The sequence below is a fragment of the Ruegeria sp. ANG-R genome (genome assembly GCF_000813985.1).
Taxonomy (GTDB): domain Bacteria; phylum Pseudomonadota; class Alphaproteobacteria; order Rhodobacterales; family Rhodobacteraceae; genus Ruegeria.
In genome coordinates this window covers 1,075,615-1,090,930 of sequence record NZ_JWLJ01000001.1, presented here as the reverse complement: position 1 = coordinate 1,090,930, position 15,316 = coordinate 1,075,615, and the positions used below count along the sequence as shown (strand labels likewise).

The 15,316-nt window shown below is 54.7% G+C and carries 16 protein-coding genes and 1 tRNA gene; 12 read left to right on the top strand and 5 right to left on the bottom strand.

The annotated features are described in order from the left end of the window. Window positions 1-354 precede the first annotated feature (354 nt). The gene (locus tag RA27_RS05435; RefSeq protein ID WP_039535636.1) at window positions 355-975 is read left to right on the top strand and encodes a transglutaminase-like cysteine peptidase; all 621 of its coding nucleotides are present in this window, start codon (window positions 355-357) and stop codon (window positions 973-975) included. Between the two features lie 60 nt (window positions 976-1,035). On the opposite strand, the gene RA27_RS24350 is transcribed toward RA27_RS05435, so the two are convergent. From RA27_RS24350 to RA27_RS05410, 5 genes are all read right to left on the bottom strand, one after another. Beyond that, complete coding sequence (locus tag RA27_RS24350; protein ID WP_193746469.1) at window positions 1,036-1,695, bottom strand: hypothetical protein; 660 nt, start codon at window positions 1,693-1,695, stop codon at window positions 1,036-1,038. A 276-nt stretch (window positions 1,696-1,971) separates the two neighbouring features. After that, the gene (typA, locus tag RA27_RS05425) at window positions 1,972-3,789 is read right to left on the bottom strand and encodes a translational GTPase TypA (protein WP_039535633.1); all 1,818 of its coding nucleotides are present in this window, start codon (window positions 3,787-3,789) and stop codon (window positions 1,972-1,974) included. Window positions 3,790-3,866: 77 nt separating this feature from the next. Next, window positions 3,867-4,202, bottom strand: a complete 336-nt coding sequence (locus RA27_RS05420; RefSeq protein WP_039535631.1) for an SMR family transporter — start codon at window positions 4,200-4,202, stop codon at window positions 3,867-3,869. Window positions 4,203-4,593: 391 nt separating this feature from the next. Then, on the bottom strand, window positions 4,594-4,842 hold the full coding sequence (locus tag RA27_RS05415) for a hypothetical protein (RefSeq protein WP_039535629.1): 249 nt from the start codon (window positions 4,840-4,842) through the stop codon (window positions 4,594-4,596). After that, complete coding sequence (locus RA27_RS05410; RefSeq protein ID WP_039535626.1) at window positions 4,842-5,495, bottom strand: alpha/beta hydrolase; 654 nt, start codon at window positions 5,493-5,495, stop codon at window positions 4,842-4,844. The genes RA27_RS05415 and RA27_RS05410 overlap by 1 nt, the downstream gene beginning before the upstream one ends. A 178-nt stretch (window positions 5,496-5,673) precedes the next feature. Between RA27_RS05410 and RA27_RS05405 the strand changes: the two genes are divergently transcribed. The 11 genes from RA27_RS05405 (at window position 5,674) to RA27_RS05355 (ending at window position 14,996) form a co-directional block, all read left to right on the top strand. Continuing rightward, the gene (locus RA27_RS05405) at window positions 5,674-6,132 is read left to right on the top strand and encodes an Rrf2 family transcriptional regulator (protein ID WP_039535625.1); all 459 of its coding nucleotides are present in this window, start codon (window positions 5,674-5,676) and stop codon (window positions 6,130-6,132) included. A gap of 54 nt (window positions 6,133-6,186) precedes the next feature. Next, window positions 6,187-7,230 carry an aminotransferase class V-fold PLP-dependent enzyme gene (locus tag RA27_RS05400; protein ID WP_039535624.1) on the top strand — a complete coding sequence of 348 codons (1,044 nt, stop codon included), beginning with the start codon at window positions 6,187-6,189 and terminating at the stop codon, window positions 7,228-7,230. Window positions 7,231-7,248: 18 nt separating this feature from the next. Continuing rightward, on the top strand, window positions 7,249-8,769 hold the full coding sequence (gene sufB / locus RA27_RS05395; RefSeq protein WP_039535623.1) for a Fe-S cluster assembly protein SufB: 1,521 nt from the start codon (window positions 7,249-7,251) through the stop codon (window positions 8,767-8,769). Further along, complete coding sequence (locus RA27_RS05390; RefSeq protein ID WP_039535621.1) at window positions 8,769-8,975, top strand: hypothetical protein; 207 nt, start codon at window positions 8,769-8,771, stop codon at window positions 8,973-8,975. The genes sufB and RA27_RS05390 overlap by 1 nt, the downstream gene beginning before the upstream one ends. 51 nt (window positions 8,976-9,026) lie before the next feature. Then, the gene (sufC, locus tag RA27_RS05385) at window positions 9,027-9,782 is read left to right on the top strand and encodes a Fe-S cluster assembly ATPase SufC (RefSeq protein WP_039535618.1); all 756 of its coding nucleotides are present in this window, start codon (window positions 9,027-9,029) and stop codon (window positions 9,780-9,782) included. After that, window positions 9,782-11,062, top strand: coding sequence for a Fe-S cluster assembly protein SufD (sufD, locus tag RA27_RS05380; protein ID WP_039535616.1), 1,281 nt, complete (start codon window positions 9,782-9,784; stop codon window positions 11,060-11,062). Before sufC ends, sufD begins: the two co-directional genes overlap by 1 nt. Beyond that, window positions 11,062-11,547 carry a YIP1 family protein gene (locus RA27_RS05375; RefSeq protein ID WP_039535614.1) on the top strand — a complete coding sequence of 162 codons (486 nt, stop codon included), beginning with the start codon at window positions 11,062-11,064 and terminating at the stop codon, window positions 11,545-11,547. Before sufD ends, RA27_RS05375 begins: the two co-directional genes overlap by 1 nt. Beyond that, window positions 11,544-12,137, top strand: coding sequence for a Yip1 family protein (locus RA27_RS05370; RefSeq protein WP_039535612.1), 594 nt, complete (start codon window positions 11,544-11,546; stop codon window positions 12,135-12,137). The genes RA27_RS05375 and RA27_RS05370 overlap by 4 nt, the downstream gene beginning before the upstream one ends. Further along, window positions 12,130-13,350 carry a cysteine desulfurase gene (locus RA27_RS05365; RefSeq protein WP_039535611.1) on the top strand — a complete coding sequence of 407 codons (1,221 nt, stop codon included), beginning with the start codon at window positions 12,130-12,132 and terminating at the stop codon, window positions 13,348-13,350. Before RA27_RS05370 ends, RA27_RS05365 begins: the two co-directional genes overlap by 8 nt. 55 nt (window positions 13,351-13,405) lie before the next feature. Further along, a tRNA-Arg gene (locus RA27_RS05360) sits at window positions 13,406-13,482 on the top strand. Between the two features lie 626 nt (window positions 13,483-14,108). Then, window positions 14,109-14,996 carry a tyrosine-type recombinase/integrase gene (locus tag RA27_RS05355; RefSeq protein ID WP_052265179.1) on the top strand — a complete coding sequence of 296 codons (888 nt, stop codon included), beginning with the start codon at window positions 14,109-14,111 and terminating at the stop codon, window positions 14,994-14,996. Window positions 14,997-15,316: the final 320 nt, after the last annotated feature.

The following is a 15,316-nucleotide window of genomic DNA, read 5'->3' as shown; positions in this document are numbered from 1 at the left end:
GATTCGAATTTTCTGTGAGCGACGCAACATCGGTCCGCTAACAAGCCAATTGAGAACGCCATGACAATGAGCATGGCGTTTTTTTAGACGTTCTATCTGTATTAATATATTTGTTACAGCAAGTTATTGGGCATTTAGGCCGATGGCCGACGATACGCTAGGCCTCAATTATGGCTGCTTTCGCCACTTTCTTGCGCGGAAATGGTCATGAAAAGTGACGAATTTCCGCCGCTTTTGCCGCTCAGATTTGTAAGCGATTGCGTGCGACCCATGGTTTGAGGATATGTTCCGTTGAGCAGATAGGGTTCTGAACCACGCAAATCGCATGGGAAAAGCAGGACTCGAGGGATCGGCATGACAACTTTTGGCACTACCCTGGACGCCATCTATAAGCGCGCCGCCAAACTGGGCGGCCTGTTGAGTATGGCAGCGCTGGTCTCTGGATCACTTCTGATCGGAACAGAAGCGTCGGCCCGAGATGCCGCGTTCATTCAGACGGTCGCATCCTCCCCGCCGCCTTCGGGTGCGCGGCAACTTTGCCGGCAGTACTCGTGGGCCTGTGCGCAGAACGGTGCGGTTTCGCTCTCTAGCGCACAGGAACTGCAGTTGGTCAAACAGATCAATCGCCGTGTGAATGCCTCGACACGGAAAGTCACGGATCAATCCCAATACAAAACCCGTGAGCTTTGGGCCCTGCCCACATCACTGGGTGGTGACTGTGAAGATTTTGCCCTGTTGAAAAAACGCGACCTGATCAGGGCTGGGATCGACCCGCGGAAACTGTTGATAGCGACCGTTCTGGACACCCGCAGAAACGCTCATGCCGTGCTGGTTTACAGATCGAACCAAGGTGATCTGGTTCTGGACAATCTGACGAACCGAATAAAACCATGGTCCGACACGCGCTATCTGTTCCTGCGGATGCAAGACCCGAAACAGCCGCGAAATTGGGTCGGAGTTTACGGCAAAAGCTAAAAGCCTAACAATCAGAAAAAGGGCGTAGGTCGTAAGCAACGCCCTTTTTCAAGTTTCCTATCAATCAGGCTTTACCCTGTTCTTCGGCGCGCCTTTATCTTTAGATTTCTTGTTTTTTGAATTCTTATTCTTGGACTTTTTGTCTTTGGATTTTTTGTTCTTCGATTTCTTATTCTTTGACTTTTTATCTTTGGATTTCTTGTTTTTCGCCTTCTTGTCCTTGGACTTTTTGTCCTTCGACTTCTTATCTTTCGACTTTTTATCTTTCGACTTCTTATCTTTCGACTTTTTATCCTTGGATGTCTTGTCGTCGCCCTTGTCTTCACCACCAGGCGTAGAATCGCCGGGGTCACTGTCATTGCTGGCATTACGGGATGGGCCAGAGCTAGGCCGGTCCGGCCGCTCCTCCTGCGCAGGGCCATCACCGCGCCGCCGTTCGGCAAAGCCGAGCGATGCAGTTGGGAGGTCGGTGAGCACAGCTGCGAAGGCCGGGCAATCATTCGACGTCCTCTCAAGGATTTCTTCAAAGTCAGCGCGTCTCTGAATGTATTTCAGCATGAGCGAACTGACCGTGCCGCAGCCACACAATACGCTGGATGACACGGATTCCTTGGCTGTTTTCACCGTGCACATATCGGATGCCTGAGCAGGATTCGCAGAGATGAAGGGTAATATTGCGATCGCAAATGAGACAGATAACAGTTTGGATTTAATGCGCATAGCGCCACTCCTTAGGTACTCGTTAACTACATCGCCGTATACAAAACCGACGTCACACTTTGAACATAAAGTCCTCTTTATTCCGCCTATTTTCAAGCAAACATTTTGGCATAAATCTGTGATCTATCTCACTCATAGTACGATTTGTGCATAAAAAACAAAAAGAAGACCTGACGTTACGGCAGGTCTTCTCTTTTTTACGCTGTTTCTCGGTTGACGTAAAAATGTCACAAATGTGGCATTGTTTCCATCACGTGAACAAGTTCACAGGTCCGGTCAGGATGCCTTGGACATCCGTTTACGCTCGTGCGGATCCAGGTAGCGTTTGCGAAGGCGGATTGCGTTTGGTGTGACCTCGACCAGTTCGTCGTCATCGATGTATGCTATCGCCTCTTCCAGCGAGAACTGAACATGAGGAGTGAGCCGAACCGCATCGTCTGAGCCGCTGGCGCGTACGTTGGTCAGCTTCTTACCTTTGAGCGGGTTTACTTCCAGATCATTGTCCCGGGAATGCTCGCCGATCACCATGCCCTGATAGACATCTGTTTGCGGTCCGACGAACATGCGACCCCGCTCTTCCAGATTCCAAAGTGCATAGGCAACCGCTTGACCATTCTCCATCGAGATCAGAACGCCCGCGCGCCGGCCGGGAATTTGCCCTTTGTGGGAGGCCCAGCCGTGGAAAACGCGGTTTAGAACGCCAGTACCACGAGTGTCGGTCAGGAACTCGCCGTGATATCCGATCAAACCGCGCGATGGCACATGAGCGATGATCCGGGTCTTGCCTGCGCCGGCCGGGCGCATCTCGGCCAGTTCGCCTTTGCGTGCACCGGTGATCTTTTCGATGACGGCGCCCGAGTATTCATCATCGACGTCGATTGTGACTTCTTCGATAGGCTCGAGGCGTTGCCCTTCTTCTTCACGGAACAAAACTTGCGGGCGCGAGATGCTGAGCTCGAATCCTTCGCGGCGCATATTCTCGATCAGAACGCCCATCTGCAATTCGCCACGACCCGCGACCTCGAAAGCCTCGCCGCCGGGGGTGTCGGTGATGCGGATGGCGACGTTCGATTCGGCCTCTTTCATCAGGCGGTCACGGATGACACGCGATTGCACCTTTTTGCCGTCACGACCGGCCAGCGGTGAATCGTTGATGCCGAAGGTCACGGTGATGGTGGGCGGGTCGATAGGCTGCGCGGGCAGCGCTTCGTCCACCTGAGGGGACACAAGTGAATCAGCCACCGTCGCCTTGCTCATACCAGCAATCGTAACGATATCGCCGGCCTCGGCCACGTCGATCGGCTGTTGCGCAAGGCCGCGGAAGGCCAGGATTTTCGAGGCGCGGAAATTCTCGATCAGGGTACCATCGCGACTCAGCGCCTTGAGGCTGTCGCCCGCCTTCAACGTACCGCTTTCCACGCGACCGGTCAGGATGCGACCGATAAATGGGTCGCTACCCAGTGTCGTCGCCAGCATCCGGAAGGGTTCGTCCTTGCGCTCGGCCTGTTTTGGTGCCGGGACATGGTCGACGATCAGATCGAACAGGGCAGTCAGATCCTGACGCGGACCATCCAGTTCCATATCGGCCCAGCCGGACCGGCCCGAGGCGTACATGGCAGGGAAATCCAGCTGATCATCGTCAGCCCCAAGGTTGGCGAACAGATCAAAGCACTCATCCAGCGCGCGGTCGGGTTCCGCGTCCGGTTTGTCGACTTTGTTCAACACCACAATCGGGCGCAGCCCCAGCGCCAACGCCTTCGAGGTCACGAACTTGGTCTGCGGCATCGGGCCTTCGGCGGCATCCACCAGCAGGACAACCCCATCCACCATGCTGAGAATACGCTCGACCTCGCCGCCGAAATCGGCGTGGCCGGGGGTGTCGACGATGTTGATCCGCGTGCCTTTCCATTCGACCGAGGTCGCCTTGGCGAGGATGGTGATTCCGCGCTCGCGTTCCAGATCGTTGCTGTCCATGGCACGCTCTGCCACGGCCTGATTTTCCCGGAATGCGCCGGATTGTTTGAGCAGCTCATCCACCAGGGTCGTCTTGCCGTGGTCCACGTGAGCGATGATTGCGATATTGCGCAGGTCCATGAGAGGTCAGCCTTTGAACGGGAAGTTGGCCCGGCGCATAACGCGGCGCGACAAAATATACCAGCCCTAACCGGCGGTCAGTGGCCTGCTGTTGCCGAAAACAGGTGGATGATCAGGATGCCGCCCATAATCATGGCCAGGCCCAGAATCGCCGGCCAATCGAGTTTTTGGCCAAAAACCAGAAAGCCAATCAGTGCGATCAGGAAGATCCCCATGCCCGACCAGATCGCATAGACAATACCAACCGGCATGACCTTCAGCGTCAGCGCCATGAGGTAAAAGGCAAATCCATAACCAATGACAACCAACACCGATGGCCAGAAGCGCGTGAATTGATGGCTGGCCTGCAATGCCGTGGTGCCGATGGTTTCAGCTATGACTGCCAGCAGCAGGATCAGATAGGTTTTGGGCACGAGTGTCGTCTTTCCGAATTGTCGCGGAAGATTGAGCATACTTGCCATCGGCGGGGCAAGCGAATTCAGGCGAGGGTGGCGGCAGGCTTATCTTTACCAAAGGTCAGGTAAACCCGACTATTCAAGTTTTGGTAATTGTGTTAGGAGCATAGCTGTTTTTAGTGTGTTTTTAACGAGTTTGATAAAATGACTACTTTTGCAAAATCTGTCATTATCGTTTCGGTATTGATTGCGGCGCTGGGGTGGCTTGCAGACGGGGGGTCCGTCGACATTGATGCAGCCCAGAATGTTGAGCGGTTATCAGGTATTCCAGTTTAAGCGCCCACCGAACGATTTTTGTGAAAAGGAGCTTTCGGGCTCCTTTTCTTTTTTGACGCCAGTCGCTGGATATTCACTGCTGTTTTTCGATCGCTTTAAGCTTTGAGCGATGGTCAGAGAGCTTTTTGACAACGAACTGCCTTGCTTTGCGCTCAGCCATCCGGACGCGAATCTCGGTCAGAAACGCTTCTTCCAGTGATTGTGAGGCCGCGCCGAGGACCTCACCAACCTCAACAAAAAACCGGTCTTCGCCAGTCTCATCCATGACCTTCATCGTGTCCTCGGCCAGCCGGGCGGCGAGGGTGGTGATGGTGTCAGACATCAGCGCGTATTCTCGGTCAGGCGACGTTTCACGTAATCCGTCACATCGGTCATCAACGTGTCCATATGGCGGTCCTGGAAAAAGTGATCGGCCCCCTCCACTTCATTATGAGTGATGGTGATCCCTTTTTGCTCGTGCAGTTTGCTGACCAGCGAGGTGGTGTCTGCGGGCGGCGCAACGCGGTCGGCCGACCCGTTGATAATCAGACCAGAAGACGGGCAGGGCGCGAGGAACGAAAAGTCATACATGTTCGCAGGAGGTGAGACACTGATAAAGCCGGTGATCTCTGGGCGACGCATAAGAAGCTGCATCCCAATCCAGGCGCCGAACGAGAACCCCGCAACCCAGCAATGCTTTGAGTTGTTGTTCATCGACTGCAGATAGTCCAGCGCCGATGCTGCGTCGCTCAGTTCTCCTACGCCCTGATCATATTCACCCTGGCTGCGCCCGACACCGCGAAAGTTAAAGCGCAGAACGGTAAAGCCCATATTGTAAAAGGCGTAATGCAGGTTGTAGACCACCTTGTTGTTCATGGTCCCGCCAAACTGTGGATGCGGGTGAAGCACGATGGCGATCGGTGCGTCTTTTTCCTTTTGCGGGTGGTAGCGGCCTTCCAGGCGGCCTTCGGGTCCGGGAAAAATCACCTCGGGCATGTGTGCTTTAGTCCTGTTTTTTGACGCGTCGGCACTGAGACTATCTTGACGGTAATCATCAGGTACCTTAGAACGGTTCTAACTACATTTATGTCGCATATAGCGCTGCCAGAGGGAGATACGCATTGCCTGCGGCGGCGTCAATGTTTTCGCGCGGTTCTTGCCTAGAGGAAATGAAATGAAGCTGTCGACCAAAGGCCGGTATGCGATGGTTGCCCTTGCGGATATCGCGCTGCAATCCTCCGATAAGCTGGTCACTCTGGGTGAAATTTCAGAGCGTCAGGATATCTCGCTGCCGTATCTGGAGCAGCTCTTTGTCAAGCTGCGCCGTGCTGATCTGGTGAGTTCGGTCCGGGGGCCGGGTGGGGGATATCGCCTCGCACGCGCCGCGTCCGATATCCGCGTGGTTGAGATACTGGCAGCTGTCGACGAGACGGTAGATGCGATGCACAAAGGGGCAGGTGCCTCGGGCGCGTCTTCGGGCAGCCGGGCGCAATCGCTGACCAATCGGTTGTGGGAAAGCCTCAGCGCGAATGTGTATGTGTTCCTGCATCAGACACGGTTGTCTGACGTCATCAGGAATGATCTGGCACCGTGTCCGGCCGTTCCGAATTTGTTTGCGGTCGTGGACGACTGAGCCAATGAAGCGCTTTATTTTTACGCGAAAACCCACGCTGGAAAAGATACATCTATGAAACGGGTTTATCTCGATCATAACGCGACGGCCGCTCTGAGGCCCGAGGCCCGTACAGCCATGATTGCGGCGATGGATCTGGTCGGCAACCCGTCGTCGGTTCATGCCGAGGGGCGCGCGGCGAAGACGGTGGTCGAAAGGGCCAGAGGACAGATCGCATCGGCATTCGGCGCGGATGGGGCTGATATCGTGTTCACCTCTGGCGCGACCGAGGCGGCCGCACTGGCCATGGCGGGGCGCAATCTGCAGGGCGCCGCGATTGAACATGATGCGGTAAGAGCCTGGACTCAAGAGGTTTTGCCGGTGTCGCGGGATGGGCGGGTCGCGGTTTCGGCTGCCTCTCAATCGGTCCTGCAACTGGCCAACTCGGAAACTGGAATCGTTCAGGCCCTTCCTTCGGGTCTGGCGGTCACCGATGCGACTCAGGCGTTTGGAAAGTTACCGGTGGCTTTCAATTGGCTGGGTGCGGAAATGGCATTGATCTCGGCCCACAAGCTTGGCGGTCCCAAAGGGGTCGGCGCGCTGGTGATGAAGCGCGGCACCGATCTGGCGGCGCTGATTAAAGGTGGCGGACAAGAAATGGGACGCCGGTCAGGCACTGAAAATGTTATTGGAATCGCTGGGTTCGGGGCTGCAGCTCAGGCAGCATCTGCCGACTTGGCCAATGGCGTTTGGGAAAAAGTCAGGGAACTTAGAAATATTCTAGAAAACGCTCTTGAGGCTGGTTCGAAAGCTACTATTTTTGTCGGGAAAGATCAGGAGCGACTCCCTAACACGCTGTGCTTTGCCACACCGGGCTGGAAGGGAGAGACCCAGGTCATGCAGATGGATCTGTCGGGATTTGCGATCAGCGCGGGCTCGGCCTGTTCCAGCGGCAAGGTGCGCGCCAGTGCCGTGTTGACAGCCATGGGGTTTGATGAGCAGACGGCGGCCAGCGCAATCCGCGTTTCGCTGGGCCCTGAGACAATGGAAGACGATGTGCTGCGTTTCGCGGAAACGTGGCTTGAAAAAGAGAAAAAGCATCACGCGCGTGCCGCGTGATCTGACGGAGGTTGCCAGATGGCCGCTTTGGACCAGACCCAAGTAAAAGAAGGTGTCGATCAGGAGACCGTGGATGCGGTACGCGAGGTCGGGACCTATAAATACGGCTGGGAAACCGATATCGAGATGGAATACGCGCCCAAGGGCGTGAATCCGGACATCGTTCGTCTGATTTCGGGCAAGAATGACGAGCCTGAATGGATGACCGAATGGCGCCTGGCTGCGTTCGAGCGCTGGACCAAGATGGAAGAGCCCAAATGGGCGATGGTCAGCTATCCCGAGATCGATTTTCAGGACCAATATTACTATGCGCGTCCGAAATCGATGGAGGAGAAGCCCAAATCTTTGGATGAGGTCGACCCCAAGCTTTTGGCAACATACGAAAAGCTGGGTATCCCATTGAAAGAGCAGATGATTCTGGCCGGAGTGGAGGGCGCCGAAGACACGCCCGCCGAGGGGCGCAAGGTTGCAGTTGATGCTGTGTTCGACTCGGTTTCGGTTGGCACAACGTTCCAGGAAGAGCTGAAGAAAGCGGGGGTGATTTTCTGCTCCATTTCCGAAGCCATCAGAGAGCATCCCGAGCTGGTAAAGAAATATCTGGGAACCGTCGTCCCGGCCTCGGATAACTTTTACGCGACTCTGAACTCAGCGGTGTTTTCGGATGGTTCGTTCGTTTACGTGCCGCCCGGCGTCCGCTGCCCGATGGAACTGAGCACCTATTTCCGCATCAATGCTGAGAACACTGGTCAATTCGAACGCACCCTGATCATTGCGGATAAGGGGTCGTACGTGTCTTATCTTGAAGGCTGTACCGCACCGCAGCGTGACACGGCCCAGCTGCACGCCGCCGTCGTGGAGATCATCATCGAAGAAGATGCCGAGGTGAAATACTCAACCGTTCAGAACTGGTTCCCCGGGGATGAGAACGGCAAAGGCGGCATCTATAACTTCGTGACCAAACGCGCCGATTGTCGGGGGGATCGGTCCAAGGTGATGTGGACGCAGGTCGAGACCGGCTCGGCCGTGACCTGGAAATACCCGTCCTGCATTCTGCGTGGCGACGATAGTCAGGGTGAATTCTATTCTATCGCCATCGCCAACAACTATCAGCAGGCGGACACCGGCACCAAGATGGTTCATCTGGGCAAGAACACTAAGTCGCGGATCGTCTCGAAAGGGATCAGCGCTGGAAAGGCGCAGAACACGTATCGGGGCCTTGTGTCGATGCACCCCAAGGCCAAGGAAAGCCGAAACTACACCCAGTGTGACAGCTTGCTGATCGGCGACAAATGTGGGGCGCATACGGTGCCTTACATCGAGGTTCGCAATAACTCGTCCCGGGTGGAACATGAGGCAACCACATCCAAAGTGGATGACGATCAACTGTTCTACTGCCGCCAACGTGGCATGGACGAGGAAGAAGCCGTGGCGCTGGTTGTCAACGGATTCTGTAAGGACGTGCTGCAGGCCCTGCCAATGGAGTTCGCCATGGAGGCGCAGCAACTGGTGGCGATCAGCCTTGAGGGATCGGTCGGCTGATGACACCCAAACCCCATCATCAGCGCATCCGGAAGGATGATGTGCTGACAGTGCTTGGTTACGCGCTGCCGGTGCTTGGCGGTTTGTTGGGCGTTGCTTACGTCAACACCAAGTATATGGACTTCATCAACCCGGTTTGGGCGGTGGGCGCAGGCGCGCTGCTTGGCTGGATCATCGCTCGTGTGATCCGCAAAGCACTGGGATAGGAACTTATCGGGGATTCAACGTTCCCCTTGCGATACGCAAAAGGACAAAAAATGCTGGAAATCAAAAACCTGCACGTCAAACTTGAAGAAGAAGACAAGCAAATCCTCAAAGGTGTCGATCTCACGGTCGACGCGGGAAAAGTACATGCGATCATGGGGCCGAATGGTTCGGGTAAATCGACGCTCAGCTACGTGTTGTCGGGCCGTGACGGCTATGACGTGACTGAGGGTACCGCAACGCTCGACGGTGAAGACCTGCTTGAGATGGAGCCCGAAGAACGCGCCGCCGCAGGTGTATTTCTGGCGTTCCAGTACCCCGTGGAAATTCCCGGCGTGGGCAACATGATCTTTCTGCGCACTGCGGTGAACGCACAGCGCAAGGCGCGCGGGCAGGGTGAACTGTCGGCGACGGACTTCCTGAAAGAAGTGCGCGCCAAGGCCAAGGCGCTGAAGATCGATGCAGAAATGCTGAAGCGTCCGGTCAATGTGGGCTTTTCGGGCGGCGAGAAAAAGCGCAACGAAATCCTGCAGATGGCGATGCTGGAACCGAAAATGTGCATCCTGGACGAGACCGATTCGGGCCTTGATGTGGATGCAATGAAACTGGTCGCTGAGGGCGTGAACGCGCTGCGCGATGAAGGGCGTGGATTTCTTGTGATCACGCACTATCAGCGCCTGTTGGATCACATCAAGCCAGATGTGGTTCATATCATGGCCGAAGGGCGCATCGTGAAATCGGGTGGTCCCGAACTGGCCTTGGAAGTGGAACATAACGGTTATGCCGATATTCTGGCCGAGGTGAACTGATGGCGTTGCCCCAAGCAAAACAAACGGTGACCGAGGAACGGCTGGCTTCGCTGACGATGCCGGATGCGGGCTGTACGCGAAAGGCGCGCGAGGCCGCGCTTGAACGTTTGCGTCAGATGGGCCTGCCGAGCCGGCGCGATGAGTATTGGAAATACACCCGCCCCGATACTTTGGTTTCACCAGATGCTCCGCCTGCTGCGTTGTTCGTTACTGATGAACCGACAATGTTCCACGAATTCGACCGGTTGAAGGTTGTCTTCGTCGATGGCGTCTTTAGCCCGGAAGAGTCCGACGAACTGTCGCTTGAAGGTGTAACAATCGACCGACTGGAAGACATCTGCTGCAAAGATATCCATTGGGCCAAAGAGTTATACGGCGTCCTTGAAGCGAACGGGCAGAGCCCTGTTCAGCACCCCTTGGCTGCACTGAACACTGCCTTTGCATCGGATGGCGTGGCAATACATGTCACCGGCAAGCCGTCGAAGCCGATAAGCCTAATCTACCGTCATGCCTCGGAGACGTCGGACGCGATCCTACACCACGTGGTTCGTGTGGAAAGCGGTGCCGAAGTAACGATCCTTGAAAACGGCCCCGCCGCGTCGCGCTTCAACAAGTGCATGGAGATCGATATAGCCGATGGTGGTACGCTGCATCATGTGCGTGCGCAGGGCCGTGATCACCAGCGCCGTGCCGCCACACATATGTTCACCCGGATGGGGCAAGAGTCGGTCTATAAATCGTTCACCCTCACAGTAAACGGTGTTCTGACACGCAACGAACAGGTGGTTGAACTCACCGGTGATGATGCTGTGGCCCATGTTGCAGGCGCGTGTGTCGGCGATGGGGAATTCCATCACGACGACACCGTTTTCGTGACCCACGATGCGGTGAATTGTGAAAGCCGTCAGGTGTTCAAGAAGGTGCTGCGCAACGGGGCGACTGGCGTTTTCCAGGGAAAAATCCTTGTCAAGGAAGGCGCGCAGAAAACAGATGGATACCAGATCAGTCAGTCGCTGCTGCTGGATGATGACAGCCAGTTCCTCGCTAAACCCGAGCTTGAGATCTATGCCGATGACGTGGCCTGTTCGCACGGCTCGACATCGGGCGCGATTGACGAGACTGCGCTGTTCTATCTGCGCTCGCGCGGGGTCCCGACGCGCGAAGCAACGGATATGCTGACATTGGCCTTCCTTGCCGAAGCGGTCGAGGAGATCGAGGATGAAGCATTGGCCGAGGTGATTGTTTCACGACTGCAAGATTGGCTGGCACGCCGCCGCTGATGCCTGTCACCACAGATATCGTGGCCACGTATCGCGGACCGGGGCGCGTTGTACGCCGCCTGCTGGATATGGGCCCTCGTGAAGATCGCGCATTGGCGTTTGTGATGGCCTTCTGCGTCGTGGGCTTCATTGCGCAACTCCCAAGCCTCGCGCGCCGCGCACATCTTGAGGGGACGGATTTAAACATGCTGATGGGCGGAGCCCTATTGGGCTCTGTCTTCATTCTGCCGATGCTCTTCTACGGTCTCGCCTGGGTGTCTCATCTAGTCGCTCGGACTTTTGGCGGAAAAGGCACGAGTTATGGCGCGCGGCTGGCCCTGTTCTGGGCTTTGCTGGCCTCAGCACCCCTGGTGCTGTTGAACGGACTCGTCGCTGGCTTCATTGGCCCCGGGCCTGCGCAGTCACTGATCGGTCTATTGTGGGTTGCGATTTTTGTTTGGTTCTGGTTCTCGGGGCTGAGACAAACGCAAAGGGCGTCTGAATGAGCTCCGCAACACTGATGAATATGGTCGCTCTGACTGTGTCAAACCCGTCCGAGGCCGCGCGCCAACTGTTGGCCTTGAAGCTTAGTCGGGAAGCGCTTTGGATTGCGCTGGCGCTTGCTGTTGTGCTGAATGCCATTCTGCATGTGTTATCGAACACCTTGTTTTCTTTCCCCGACTCCGATCTGCAGGAACTGACCGACTCGTTGGTCGTATACGTGGCCATCGTCGGTGGCGGGCTGGTTATCAGTATTGCGGCCTTTTATCAGGTTGGCCGAAGGATGGGCGGCACGGGAAGTTTCAATGACATCATGACCGTAATGGTATGGTTGCAGTTCCTGAGGGTTCTGGCTCAGGCCCTCACTGTGGTGTTGCTGATGGTGGCGCCGGTGTTAGTGGCGATTCTCGCTTTCGGAGCGTTTCTGCTGGGTCTCTACATCACTGTACATTTCCTCGATCAGGCTCATCGTTTTGGTTCTCCATTGAAAGCACTGGGTGTGCTTGTCCTGTCGGCGCTGGCCATCGCCGTCATAATTAGTGTCCTGCTGACTCTTTTTGGCGGGCCGATGCTGGGAATTCCTGCGAATGTATGACGTTCAAAAAATCCGTGCTGACTTTCCCATTCTGTCGCGACAGGTGAACGGTAAACCGTTGACCTATCTGGATAACGGGGCATCTGCTCAGAAGCCGCAGGCGGTGATCAATGCCGTCACGCAGGCCTATGCGCATGAATATTCGAATGTACATCGTGGGCTTCATTACCTGTCGAACCTCGCGACCGAGAAATACGAGGCTGTTCGTGGTACCGTTGCGCGGTTTCTGGGCGTGCCGAATGAGAACGAAATTGTCCTGAATTCAGGCACGACAGAGGGGATCAATCTGGTCGCCTACGGCTGGGCTATGCCGCATTTGCAAGCGGGGGATGAAATTATCCTCAGCGTGATGGAGCATCATGCCAACATTGTACCTTGGCACTTTCTACGCGAACGGCAGGGTGTGATTTTGAAATGGGTTGATGTGGATGCGACCGGTCATCTAGATCCTCAGGCTGTGATAGACGCCATTGGCCCGAAGACAAAACTCGTGGCCGTTACCCATTGTTCGAACGTGCTGGGCACTGTGGTAGACGTCAAAGCGATCACCCAAGGCGCCCATGCCAAAGGTGTTCCGGTTCTCGTGGATGGAAGCCAGGGGGCGGTCCACATGCCGGTGAACGTTCAGGATATCGGCTGTGACTTCTATGCCATCACAGGCCACAAGTTATACGGACCATCTGGTTCTGGGGCGATCTTCATAAAATCGGAACGTATGGCCGAGATGCGCCCCTTTATTGGCGGCGGTGACATGATCAAAGAGGTCTCAAAGGATCAGGTGATCTACAACGATCCGCCAATGAAATTCGAGGCCGGCACCCCCGGCATCGTGCAGACCATCGGGATGGGCGTAGCACTGGACTACATGATGGATCTGGGCATGGAGAATATCGCGGCTCATGAGGCCGGGCTACGTAACTATGCCATGCAACGTCTGAACGGATTGAACTGGCTTCAGGTTCAAGGCACCACACCGGACAAGGCAGCGATCTTCAGTTTTACGCTGGACGGGGCAGGACATGCCCATGATGTTTCAACCATTCTGGACAAGAAAGGCGTAGCGGTACGCGCAGGTCACCATTGTGCAGGGCCACTGATGGATCATCTTGGTGTCACCGCCACCTGCCGCGCCAGCTTTGGGCTCTACAACACGACAGAAGAAATCGACACTCTGATCGATGCGTTGGAACTCGCCCACGATCTGTTTTCATGATCTGGACGTATTTGCAGTTGCACCCTGCTTGGAACGAGGGTAGCTAACGGCCAAGGCACCTGTAGCTCAGCTGGATAGAGCGCTGCCCTCCGAAGGCAGAGGCCAGAGGTTCGAATCCTCTCAGGTGCGCCATACAGTCCAAAAAAAGTATGTACTAACAATACCTTACTTGGTTATTGCGCTCCGATTGGTGACACATTAGGTGACACATGTCGAAGAACTGGTTCAGATTTGGCTGTATAAGAATGACGATTCAACATGTGCAATGGCGCAACGGCACCGCCTTCTATCGCCGCAGAATCCCAGCAGATGTTCAGTCGTATTATGGCGGAAAACCATACTGCATGGAGTCTCTAAAAACCAAAGACCCAGCAGAGGCCGCTAGGAAGGCTCAGCAGACAACCATAAGGCTGAACACTTTTAAGGTCCAGTGACCATGATGAGATAGCGTTACGTGAACAGGGGATGGCTATTCTTCGGAAATACGATCTGAAGCCGGGGCAGGCTGCCGAATACGCAAAGCACGACCTTGAACCAGACGCATTTGTCGATGAACTTCTGCAAGAGTCTCGTGACCAAGACGGACAATCGCGTCACGGGATTGTTCCAGAACGGCTTCGGCCTGACTTAAGAAAAGCCGCAGAACTATTCCATGCTGACCCTGCTGAACTTCAGGATTTAGGTGTGCCTTACTTCTCAGACGTTAAGGGTAAGCATTTGTATTTTAACCAAAAAAGAAAGGCGATAAACAATTCGACATGGCAGTCGCTAAGTTCATGGAGACCAACGGGGATTTGCCAATAAACCAGTACCGCAAGGAACACGGTAACGCTTTCGTTGAAGAACTGCATGAGACAGTTAAGCCCGCAACAATCAAACGCTATCTCGCTCAGGTCAGGCCCATTTTTTCCACAGCCATTAACGACCTAGAAATTGATATGAAGAACCCGTTGTCAATGATCACAATCCCTGAAACGGATGACGATGATTTCGAACCCAAGAAGCTTCCTTTTTCGCTTGAGGAATTATGGGCTATTCAGCAGCGGTGTATGGAAGTTGATGATGAATTCCGCTGGATGATTGCCGCCCTCAGTAATACTGGAGCGCGTCTGTCCGAAGTGGCCGGACTTCACCGGGACGAAGTTTTCCTTGGTGGAGACGTGCCATACATCCACATCAATTTCAGCAGCTTGCGCCGAATTAAGAACACCAATTCAATGCGTACTGTGCCGTTGGTAGGAGTTTCACTTTGGGCAGTTAAACGGGCTTATGAAGCTTCATCAGACAGTGAATATCTGTTCCCTAAGGTGGTTAGAGACGGGAGCTATGACCCCAAAACAACTTCAAATAGCCTGAACAAGTGGGTGACGAACCAGAAACTTCGGGGGCCTAAACAAAGTATCCATAGCTTGAGGCATTCCATGAGGGACCGACTTAGGAACTCATATTGCCCACCTGATATAGCGTACCGAATTGGTGGATGGAAAATGGGCGGTGTTGGGGAAGAGTATGGCTTGGGTCATCATCTGTCTGTTCTGCATGAGGCCATGCTTAGGACATTACGAACGGAGGCAGCTTCTGGGAAAGAAATGCCTGCATTGATCCCCAGAGTAGCTGAACAGGCATCTGATAAAAACCAAAGTTAAAACTCAAACCAGAAGGAACAGGACTGTGAAGTCTGAAGACCAGATAAACCAAGAAATGCTCGCCATGCTTGAAAACGTAATGGCAAAAGGGTGAATGTTGGACACGCCTGATTTGAACAACCTTTGATGGTTCCTCAGTGACATTGGTTCAGAATTGACTCAGGAGAGTCCTCAGGGGCCGAATTGCTTGAGTGCTATCCCGCCTAGGGAGACCGGCCTACCGACTCTCAGTGAGTCTCTCAGCGGCTCTGAGGGGTATTCAGAGAAGCTACTATGGCATTGGGGTTATCCCCTGCCAACATGTAAGCCCTTGGTAGCTT